The organism is Ciceribacter lividus, assembly GCF_003337715.1.
Classification (GTDB): domain Bacteria; phylum Pseudomonadota; class Alphaproteobacteria; order Rhizobiales; family Rhizobiaceae; genus Allorhizobium; species Allorhizobium lividum.
Genome location: NZ_QPIX01000004.1, coordinates 336,602 through 347,261, shown reverse-complemented (window position 1 = coordinate 347,261; position 10,660 = coordinate 336,602). Strand labels below are relative to the sequence as shown.

Annotated in this window: 6 protein-coding genes; 1 reads left to right on the top strand and 5 read right to left on the bottom strand. The window is 62.3% G+C overall.

Annotation, left to right across the window (positions count from 1 at the left end):
- Window positions 1-535 precede the first annotated feature (535 nt).
- A complete protein-coding gene (locus tag DFR48_RS09955; protein WP_114362988.1) occupies window positions 536-2,476 on the top strand; it encodes a M23 family metallopeptidase in 1,941 nt (646 codons plus the stop codon).
- A 97-nt stretch (window positions 2,477-2,573) separates the two neighbouring features.
- Here the strand turns inward: DFR48_RS09955 and clpB are convergent, their stop codons facing one another.
- The 5 genes from clpB to ptsP form a co-directional block, all read right to left on the bottom strand.
- Window positions 2,574-5,174, bottom strand: coding sequence for an ATP-dependent chaperone ClpB (gene clpB, locus DFR48_RS09950; RefSeq protein WP_114362987.1), 2,601 nt, complete (start codon window positions 5,172-5,174; stop codon window positions 2,574-2,576).
- 208 nt (window positions 5,175-5,382) lie between these two features.
- On the bottom strand, window positions 5,383-6,021 hold the full coding sequence (locus tag DFR48_RS09945; RefSeq protein ID WP_114362986.1) for a DUF4167 domain-containing protein: 639 nt from the start codon (window positions 6,019-6,021) through the stop codon (window positions 5,383-5,385).
- A 306-nt stretch (window positions 6,022-6,327) separates the two neighbouring features.
- On the bottom strand, window positions 6,328-7,212 hold the full coding sequence (gene prmC, locus DFR48_RS09940; RefSeq protein WP_114362985.1) for a peptide chain release factor N(5)-glutamine methyltransferase: 885 nt from the start codon (window positions 7,210-7,212) through the stop codon (window positions 6,328-6,330).
- Window positions 7,209-8,288: a peptide chain release factor 1 gene (gene prfA, locus DFR48_RS09935; RefSeq protein WP_114362984.1), complete on the bottom strand. Its 1,080-nt coding sequence runs from the start codon at window positions 8,286-8,288 to the stop codon at window positions 7,209-7,211. Before prfA ends, prmC begins: the two co-directional genes overlap by 4 nt.
- 21 nt (window positions 8,289-8,309) lie before the next feature.
- Window positions 8,310-10,577: a phosphoenolpyruvate--protein phosphotransferase gene (gene ptsP, locus DFR48_RS09930; protein ID WP_114362983.1), complete on the bottom strand. Its 2,268-nt coding sequence runs from the start codon at window positions 10,575-10,577 to the stop codon at window positions 8,310-8,312.
- Window positions 10,578-10,660: the final 83 nt, after the last annotated feature.

Below are 10,660 nucleotides of genomic sequence, written 5' to 3'. Positions count from 1 at the left end.
GAGATTTCTCTAGAACGAAGGACATCGTCGCCAGCAGCGCCGCCGCCCTCGTCAGTGAGCGGATGTATAATCCTACCCCCTCAAACAAGTCAACAGACCACTACGGATTTTTTCAAAGAAATTTCCAAACATCTGAAAAATATAGGCATTTTCGCGTTTCAGGTAGCCGTGACTCAAACCTCGCGCCCAAAGCCCCCTCCCGCAAAGCATGGCTCCACACAAAGCCCGCGGCGAAGCGGCAGGCGGCATCGGCCCGTCACATGACCAACGAGACAAGGAAGGGGCGCAAAGGTCTCCTTATGTGGGCGGGCGGACCTGCGATAGAGCCGGGACAGCGCTCGCCGCGCGTCGTCCGCGGAACGCGTTCGCGCGTGTCCGCCCCGAGAAATTCACAATCAAGTGCTCTGAAGCGACGTGGACAAGGAATCGCGGCACGCGACGACCCGTCATTTGACGAGCACCGATCAAACGTGCAGATTTCGCGGCCAGATGCTAAGGAATGGAGCGCACTCTTGAACAAACGGAGGCAGGCGGCATGATGACGGACCGCAATATGCTGCGGTCTCTCGGCACCGAGCCGCCGATTCTTGCCGACGGCCGCCGTGCGCCGGACCGGCGGGAAATCTCGTTGCGCTGGCTGACCGGGACCTTCCTCACCGGCATCACCTCATGCGTGCTGATGGGCGTCGCATTGTTTGCCGCGCTCGATGGTCGCCAGCAGCTCGCCATTCCGGCGGAAGCCTATGCGGTCGCCGGACCGGACCAGAACGAGACCCAGGAAACCGCCAAACGCGGAGAACGGCTTCTCGGTCCGAACATCGCGGCAAGGCCTTCGGACAAGGCGATTCTCGAAGTGCCGACAGTCATTCACGAGGGAGAGACCGAAGTGGTGCGTCGGCAGCCCTTCATGCACGTGAAGATGAGCCTCGCCGCCAATTATACGGTTCAGGAGGACTATCCGAGGTTCGACCCGCTGGCGATCTTCGCAGACGACGGCGAAAAGAGCACGGCGCCGCGAACCGGCAGCCTCTACGGTTCCGACGTCGAATCCCAGGTGAGCCTAAGGACCGTCGCCTTTCCGGTATCAGGAAACGTTCACCCCTACGCCGGCGAGATGTCCTTCGACGAGGTGGAGGAGGCAGTTCGCACCAACGGATCGGTCTTGACCGACGGCAGCACGCAGATCGCCGCACTCTACTACATCGACCCGCAGCGTTTCGCCGACGACAGCGGCGTCGACCTGACCACCGGATTGGCCGCGCGCATCATCGAGCAGAACATGTCGGTATCGGCGCCCGAGCCACTCACGCCGCAAACACCCGAATATGCCGACGACATCATCCCGGTTCGCCGTGCGCAGTCGGTGGATGCCGCCATGATCGGCGCGGGCTACCCGCGGGCGGAAGCGGAGGACGTCGCACGCTACCTCGGCCCGCAGATCGGCGCGGACGGACTGTCCGAGGGCGACGTCCTCAGGATCGGCCTCATCCAGAAAGGAGAAGAGGCAAGGATCGTCCGTGTCAGTCTCTACCGACACGCCACACATGTCGTGACGCTTGCGCTGAACGACGCCGGCCGCCTGGTCGTCGGCAGCGAACCGCCCGTTCTCGACGCCGTTGCGTCGGCCTTCGACGACCGGCCCATGTCAATTCCGGCCGGTCGCGACCTGCCGCGGGTATATGACGGCATCTACCGGGCGGCCATTTCCTACGGCATGAACCAACAGATGACAGCGCAGATCATTCGGCTGCTTGCCAGCAATGTCGATTTCCAGGCACAGCTGAAGCCGACGGACATGCTGGAAGCCTTTTTCTCGGTGCCCGACGAGAACGGCCAGGCCACCGAGGAATCCGAACTTCTCTATGTCAGCGCCCGTTTCGGCGACACCCTGACGACTTTCTACCGCTTTCAGGACCCGGTCGATAATTCGATCGATTACTTCGATGCCGAGGGCAAGAGCATCCGCCAGTTCCTGCTTCGGAATCCGGTACCGAACGGTCGCTTCACTTCCGGCTTCGGTATGCGCCGCCATCCGATCCTCGGCTACTCCAAGATGCATACCGGTGCCGATTGGGCAGCCCCCCGCGGCACGCCCATCATCGCCTCCGGCAACGGCGTCGTCGAAAAGGCGGGCTGGGACTCGGGTGGCTATGGAAACCAGACCCTCATCCGACACGCCAACGGTTACGTCACCTCCTACAATCACCAGAGCGCGATCGCGAAGGACATCAAGCCGGGCGCGAAGGTCCGCCAGGGACAGGTGATCGGCTGGGTCGGAAATACCGGGCTTTCGACGGGCGCCCATCTGCACTACGAGCTGATCGTCAACGGCACCAAGGTCGATCCGCTGAAGGTCCGTCTTCCCGGCGGGAAGTCCCTGACGGGGGATGCGCTCGCCAAGTTCGAAGTGGAACGCCAGCGCATCGATTCACTGCTTGGCAACGTCGAGCGACAGAAGCAGCTAGCCGCGCGCTGAGGAAAGGGAAACGACCGCACAGCGATCCGGCTACTCATGAAAAATGGCGGCACGCAGGCCGCCATTTCGTTGTCGCTGTTCTTGACGGGTCTGCCGCTTACGCCGCTTCGTCCGCCAGTTGCCGGACGCTGAACAGCAGTCGATCCGAGCCGGCGGTGATCGTCACTTTCGAACTGTCCGGGATTCGACCCGAGAGAATCTGCTCCGCCATCGGATCCTGGACATATTTCTGGATGACCCGCTTCAGCGGCCGAGCCCCATAGACCGGATCGTACCCCTTGTCCGCGAGCCAGTTGCGGGCGTCGTCGCCGAGCTCGACCCCGATCTTGCGTTCGGCGAGAAGGGCCACGAGCCGCTTCATCTGGATATTGACGATTGCTCCCATTTCCGTCCGCTGCAGACGATGGAAAAGGATGATCTCGTCGACACGGTTGAGGAATTCCGGCCGGAACGATGCCTTGACCACGTCCATCACCTGATCGCGGACCTGATCCGTATCGGAGCCTTCCGGCAGGTTTGTCAGATATTCCGCACCGAGGTTCGACGTCATAATGATGATCGTATTCTTGAAATCCACGGTCCGGCCCTGGCCGTCGGTCAGGCGGCCGTCGTCGAGAACCTGCAGGAGAACGTTGAACACATCGGGATGCGCCTTCTCGATCTCGTCGAAGAGGACGACCTGATAGGGCCTGCGCCGCACCGACTCGGTGAGCGCGCCGCCTTCCTCGTAACCGACGTAGCCGGGAGGTGCGCCGATAAGGCGGGCAACCGAATGCTTCTCCATGTATTCCGACATGTCGATGCGCACGAGAGCGGTGTCGTCGTCGAAGAGGAAGCGGGCGAGCGACTTGGTCAGTTCCGTCTTGCCGACGCCGGTCGGGCCGAGGAAGATGAAGGAGCCAATCGGGCGGTTCGGGTCCTGCAGCCCGGCACGCGACCGGCGAACGGCACGCGACACCGCCTGCACCGCATCGCCCTGGCCGACTACCGATTTCGCCAGCTCGTCTTCCATGCGCAGCAGCTTGTCGCGCTCGCCTTCCAGCATCTTGTCGACCGGAATCCCGGTCCAGCGCGACACGACATGAGCGATCGCGTCCGGCGTCACGACTTCCTGCACCATGGCATTGGTCGTGCTGTCCTGCGCCTCGGCTTGCGCCAACTGCTTCTCAAGATCCGGAATGACGCCGTAGGTCAGTTCGCCGGCGCGCTGGAATTCACCCTTGCGTTGGGCGATCGCCAGTTCGTTACGCGCTTCGTCGAGCTTGCCCTTGAGCTCGGCGGCAAGGCCGAGCTTCTGCTTTTCCGCCTGCCAGCGCGCCGTTAGCGCATCGGCCTGCTCTTCCAGCGACGTCACCTCGGCCTCCAACCGCACCAGCCGGTCGGCGGACGCGCTGTCGGTTTCCTTCTTCAGCGCCTCGCGCTCGATCTTCAGCTGCATGATGCGGCGGTCGAGCTCGTCGAGCTCCTCGGGCTTCGAATCCACCTGCATCCTCAGCCGCGAGGCGGCCTCGTCCATCAGATCGATCGCCTTGTCCGGCAGGAACCGGTCGGTGATGTAGCGGTTCGACAGGGTCGCTGCCGCAACGATCGCGGAGTCGGAAATACGCACCTTGTGGTGTTGTTCGTACTTCTCCTTCAGCCCACGCAGGATCGAGATTGTATCCTCGACGGTCGGCTCGTCGACCATCACGGGCTGGAAACGACGGGCAAGCGCCGCATCTTTTTCGACATGCTTGCGGTATTCATCGAGCGTGGTCGCGCCGACGCAGTGCAGTTCGCCGCGCGCAAGGGCCGGCTTCAGGAGGTTTGAGGCGTCCATCGCGCCGTCGGCCTTGCCGGCGCCGACGAGCGTATGCATCTCATCGATGAACAGGATGATTTCGCCACTCTCCGCCTGCACTTCGTTCAAGACGGCCTTCAGGCGTTCCTCGAATTCACCACGGTATTTCGCGCCGGCGATCAGTGCCCCCATGTCGAGGGCCATCAGCCGCTTGTCCTTCAGGCTCTCCGGAACGTCGCCGTTGACGATACGCAGAGCGAGACCTTCGGCGATGGCCGTCTTGCCGACGCCGGGCTCGCCGATCAGGACCGGGTTGTTCTTCGTCCGGCGTGACAGCACCTGGATGGTGCGGCGGATCTCGTCGTCACGGCCGATGACCGGATCGAGCTTTCCGTCGCGTGCTTCGGCCGTGAGGTCGCGAGCATATTTCTTCAGAGCATCGAATCCCTGCTCGGCACTCGCCGTGTCGGCCGTGCGACCCTTGCGGATTTCGTTTATGACCTGATTGAGAGTCGTCGCCGTGACGCCGGCCTTCTTCAGGCTGGCGGAGGTCGATGCAGACGGCTCGATTGCCAGCGCCAGCAACAGGCGTTCGACGGTGACGAAACTGTCACCGGCCTTCTTTGCCGCCTCTTCGGCGGTCGAAAACACCTTGGCGAGCGGCTGCGAAAGATAGACTTGGCCGCCGCCACCGGAAACCTTCGGAAGCTTGGAAAGCGCCATGTCGTTGGCCAGACGCGCTTCCTTCGGATCGCCGCCGGCGCGCGTGATGAGAGACGCCGCCATGCCCTGATCGTCGTCCAGAAGGACCTTGAGGACGTGTTCGGCCGTAAATTGCTGATGGCCTTCCGACAGTGCGTGGGTCTGTGCCGACTGCAGGAAGCCGCGAACCCGCTCGGAATACTTCTCGATATTCATCGCCTATCTCCACGAGCTGCACTGCCCGCAACGGCACAATGCAGCGGTTAAGGATCGGGCCCCCTGAACAGGCGAACCCGCGGGCGTGTTCGCCCTTGTGATCGAGATATGGGGAAAGAATTTCGGCGTTTAAAGAGGAACTTAAACGAAAAACTCCAGCACATGGCCAGAGTTTCTCGATCCTTTACTTCGCAACAGCGGCGGTCGCCTATTCGGAGGCAGCCGCGGCCAGCTCCGGCTTTTCTGAACTCGACTCGGCGTCAGTCGATCCTACCTCACCGGCATCATCCGCCTGCGCGCCGCCACCACCGCCGCGACGCTGGCGGCGCGGACGCGAGCCTGAATTGCGACGACGAGGCTGCCGTTGCTCGCCACCTTCCTCCGCAGCCTCTTCCGCAGCGGCGACCTCCACCGGCGTTCCCTCGATCACGGGTTGAGGACCGCTTCCGGCAATCTCGGCCGCACGCGGCGCAGCTGGTGCCGCATGATGAACAGTCGGTTCATCGAGGATGTCCATGTCATCGACATCTCGGTCGGCGTAGTCCCCACGGTCATCGCGCTGGAAACGCTCCTGCATCTGCGCCTGAGCGGCAGCGATGATGCGATTGTAGTGCTCGGCGTGCTGGAGGTAATTTTCCGCCATGACACGGTCGCCGGAACTCTGGGCATCACGAGCAAGCGCTGCATACTTCTCGGCGATGTGCTGGGCAGTACCACGAATCTTCACATCGGGACCGGAGCTGTCATAGGTTCGCGTCAGCGGATTGGCGCCCTTGCGGTTGAAGTTGCCGCCGCCGCCGTTGCCGCCACGCCCGCGACCACGCTTGTTCTGCTGTCCTGGCCTCATCGATTATTCACCTGAATTCTCTTGATTGCTGATAGATTGGCTACGCTGCCGCATCTGGTTAGACCGGATCAAAGCTCCGCGTGCCGCGGGCATGGTGCGCCATTGCTTCATCTGCCGCTGGTGAAAGCCAAATTAACTGATCACGCAACGGGATCTGCTTGCTTCGCGAAACTCCAAAGGAGCCGAAATCGAAGCCGCCCCAGACCCGAACGAATCTCTGTTCATTCCCCGCTGCCCGCTGCGTGCCCGCAACCTAGCCCGCTTCCTTCGGAAAACCAAGCGTTTTCTTCGCAAGTCGGAAACAACTTAGCACGCGCAGCAATTTCGCGTCGTGAACAGCAGGACCCGGTCATTGCCGCCATAGTCGCGATGCGCCTCGAGCAGGGAAAAACCTGCATTTTCGAACAGCGCGGTGACGCTCTTCTTCTGGTCATAGCCGATCTCGACGACCACCAAACCGTTCGTCTGCAGGAAGTTGCCCGCTCCCGTCGAGAGCGCCCGGTAGGCATCAAGACCGTCTTGACCACCGTCCAAGGCTGCGAACGGATCGTAGTCCCGGACCTCCGGGTCCAGTTCGGCGACCACGCCTGTCGGAATATAGGGAGGATTGGACACGATGATGTCGAACCTTCCCTTGATGTTCGCGAACCACGCGCTGCGCACGGTCTCGAACCGCTCGGCGACACCATTGATGTAGGCGTTGCGTTCCGCCGTTGAAAGAGCCTCTTCGGAAATATCGCTTCCGACGGCACGAGCCTGCGGACATTCCTTGAGCAGAGCGAGCGCGATCGCCCCCGTTCCGACACCGAGATCGAGCAGCCGCGCACTGCCCTTTTCAGCAATCATCCGCTTCAAATGCGGCAACACGCAATCGACCAGAATTTCGGTATCCGGCCGTGGCTCGAGAGTCTCCGGAGAAAGCCGAAGGTCCAGCCCGTAGAAGGCCCGATGCCCCAGAATCCGGTGAACGGGCTCGTGCTTGCAGCGGCGCGTGATGGCCACCCGCACCTGCTCGGCCTCTTCATGGGAAACGGCGGCGTCCCCTCGCATCACGACGTCGGAGAGCGACAGGCCAAGAACGCCGGCGACGAGAACACGCGCATCAGTCGATGGATCGGCCAGCTCAGCCTCGGCAAAACGCCGCCTCGCTTCGGCAATCAACAGGCAGACTGTATCGGGTTGCCCGCTCACGACTGCTCGCCGAGCTGGGCAAGCTGACCGGCCTGGTAGTCGGAGATCAGGGCATCCACGAGTTCGTCGATATCGCCCTCCATCATACGGTCCAACTTGTAGAGGGTAAGATTGATGCGGTGATCGGTGACCCGGCCCTGTGGAAAATTGTAGGTGCGAATACGCTCGGATCGGTCTCCGGACCCTACCTGGCTCCGGCGATCCGCCGAGCGCTCGCTTTCGGTCCGTTGACGCTCCATGTCGTAGAGCCTGGAACGCAGGACCTGCATCGCCTTGGCCCGGTTCTGATGCTGCGACTTCTCCGAACTCGTAACCACGAGCCCCGTCGGCAGGTGCGTGATACGTACCGCCGAGTCAGTGGTGTTGACGTGCTGCCCGCCGGCGCCGGACGAGCGCATCGTGTCGATCCGGATGTCCTCCGGGCGGATCTCGACATCGATCTCCTCGGCCTCCGGCAGCACCGCCACGGTTGCCGCCGATGTATGAATGCGACCGCTCGCCTCCGTTTCCGGGACGCGCTGCACGCGGTGCACGCCGGACTCGAATTTCAGTTTCGAGAACGCGCCGCGGCCGGTAATGGACGCGATGATTTCCTTGTAGCCGCCCGCCTCGCCTTCGCTGGCCGACAGGACCTCGACCTTCCACCCCTTGGAACTGGCGAAGCGCTCGTACATCCGGAAGAGGTCACCGGCAAACAGCGCCGCTTCCGAACCGCCGGTGCCGGCGCGAATTTCGAGAATGGCGCTCTTTTCGTCCGCTGCGTCCTTCGGCAGAAGGAGGATCTGGATATCTGTCTCGAGCGCCGCAATGCGCTCCTCAACCTCGGGAATCTCGGTCTCGGCAAGAGCGCGCATCTCACGATCGGTCGATTTGTCGGCCAGCATCGATCGCAGGCCTGCAAACTCGGTGATCGCCGCCTCGTATTCGCGAACCTTGCCGACGACCGGCTGCAACTCGGCATATTCCGACGCGAGCTTGACGTAGACGTCCGCGGCCGGCCCGGCCGACATGCGAGCCTCGATCTCACCGAATCGGCGTTCGAGCTCACGCATCTTATCGACAGGTAGCTTTGCCACTCTCTACTCCAGGCAGATCATTCAAAGGGGAATGTTGTTGTCTTCCGCGAATCCGGTGAGGATGTCGCGTACAGGCAGATGCGTGCGGTGATCGTCCAGCGCGCCGTCCAGCAGCTTGCTCAGGCGGTCGACATCCAGCGCAAGAAGCATCGCCTTGATCGGGCCGATCGACGTCGCCGACATCGAGATCGACCGGAAGCCGAGCCCGAGCAGGGCCATCGCGCTCAGAGGCTTGCCCGCCATCTCGCCGCACAGCGTCAACGGCGTCCCGGCCTTGTCGGCGGCGCGGACGATGTCGCGAAGAATGCGCAGGAACGATCGGCCGAGCACGTCGAAGCGGTCCGCCACCCGGGCGTTGCCGCGGTCGACAGCCATCGAAAACTGGAAGAGGTCGTTGGAGCCGACAGACACGAAGTCCACCTCCTCCATCAGTTCCTCCAGTTGCCACAGCAGGGCAGGAACCTCGAGCATCACGCCGAACTGCAGGCGCTTCGGCAGCTGGTGTCCGAACTTGGAGAGGTGCTGGACCTCCTTCTGCATCAGTTCACGCACTGCGCGAATTTCGGAGACCTCGGTCACCATCGGCAGCATCATCTTGAGCTCGGCGCCGGCCGACGCTTTCAGGAGCGCCCTGAGCTGAGTGCGCAACAGTCCGGGCCGGTCGAGCGACAGGCGTATCGCGCGCCAGCCCAGCGCCGGGTTTTCCTCTTCCTGCGACCGAAAATAGGAAACGACCTTGTCGCCGCCGATATCCAGCGTGCGAAACGTCACCGGTCGACCGTCGGCCTGGCGCAGGACGCTGCGGTAGAAATTCTCCTGTTCTTCCGCTTTCGGCATCGTGGAGGAAATCATGAACTGCAGTTCGGTACGGAACAATCCGATGCCTTCTGCACCCGAAGCGGCCAGTTGCGGCAGATCGACGAGCAGGCCGGCATTCATCTGGAGGAGGATACGCTTGCCGTCCTTCGTCAGCGGCTCCACGTCGCGAAGCGCCCGGAACTGCTCCTGCCGACGCGCGCGCAACTTCACTTTCTCTTCGTACGCCTTCTGAAGGTCCGCCATCGGCCGGACGTGGACCTTTCCGTCGTCACCGTCGATGATGACAGGATCGCCATTCTCGGCAAGTGCTACCGCGCCCGCCGCCTGGCCGACAACCGGGATACCCATCGCGCGGGCGACGATCACGACGTGACTCGTCACCGCCCCCTCCTCCAGCACCAGCCCGCGAATATGGCTGCGCGGATAGTCGAGCAGTTCCGCGGCACCCATGGCGCGTGCGAGAATGATGGCATCGGACGGAAAGCCTTCCGATGCACTCCGCGACGAAAAGCCGGTCAGCTGTCTGAGCAGGCGGTTGGCGAGGTCGTCGAAGTCGTGCATCCGCTCCCGAAGATAAGGATCCGTCAGACGGATCATGCGGGCCTTGGTGTCGCTCTGCACCTTCTCGACCGCCGCCTCCGCGGTCAGTCCATTATGGATCGCCTCTTCCATGCGGCGGACCCAGCCCTGATCGTGGGCGAACATACGGTAGGTCTCAAGCACTTCGCGGTGCTCGCCTTCCATTGCGACTTCACGCCGTGACAACATGTCATCGATAGAGATGCGCAACGAACCGAGCGCATCGGCGAGCCGGCGGATTTCCTTCTCGCTGTCTTCGTTGAGAAGATTGGTCACCACGATGCGCGGTTCGTGCAGCACGACATAGCCAAGTCCGATCCCCTCGCCATAGCTGTCGCCTTCGATGGTGACTGCCCGCGTAAGGTCGAGTTCGAGACCCGGCCTGGTGATCTTCTTCAGTTCGCCCGTCGCGATCATCTCGGCCAGCACCATGGCTGTCGTCTCGAGCGCTTCAAGTTCATCCTCCCGGTAATTCCGCTGTGCCTTATTCTGGACCACGAGAACGCCAAGACTGCGGCCGGCTCTCAGAATCGGCACACCGAGGAAGGAATGATAGATTTCTTCCCCAGTCTCAGGGAGATAGCGGAACGCCGGATGGGCTTGAGCATCCGAGAGATTGAGCGATTGCGCGCTTGCCGCGATCGTACCGACAAGTCCCTGCCCCATTTTCAGCTGGGCAAGGTGCACCGCGTCCTTGTTGAGACCTTCGGTCGCGTAGAGTTCGAGGACGCCGTCGGAGCGCAGCACGTAGACGGAGCACACTTCCGCGACCATGTTGCTCGCGATCTGACGAACAATCCGGTCAAGGCGCTCCTGTGGCTCAAGCGGCTCCGCCATCAGTTCGCGGAGCCGTTTGAGGAGGACGCGTGGACCGGCAGACAGGTCTCTCATCGCGCGCATGCTCCCGAAAACGGTCTATGGACGGGGCGGACCGCCACCCGCATCAATCGTCGAGAGTGGCAGACCGCCTCAGC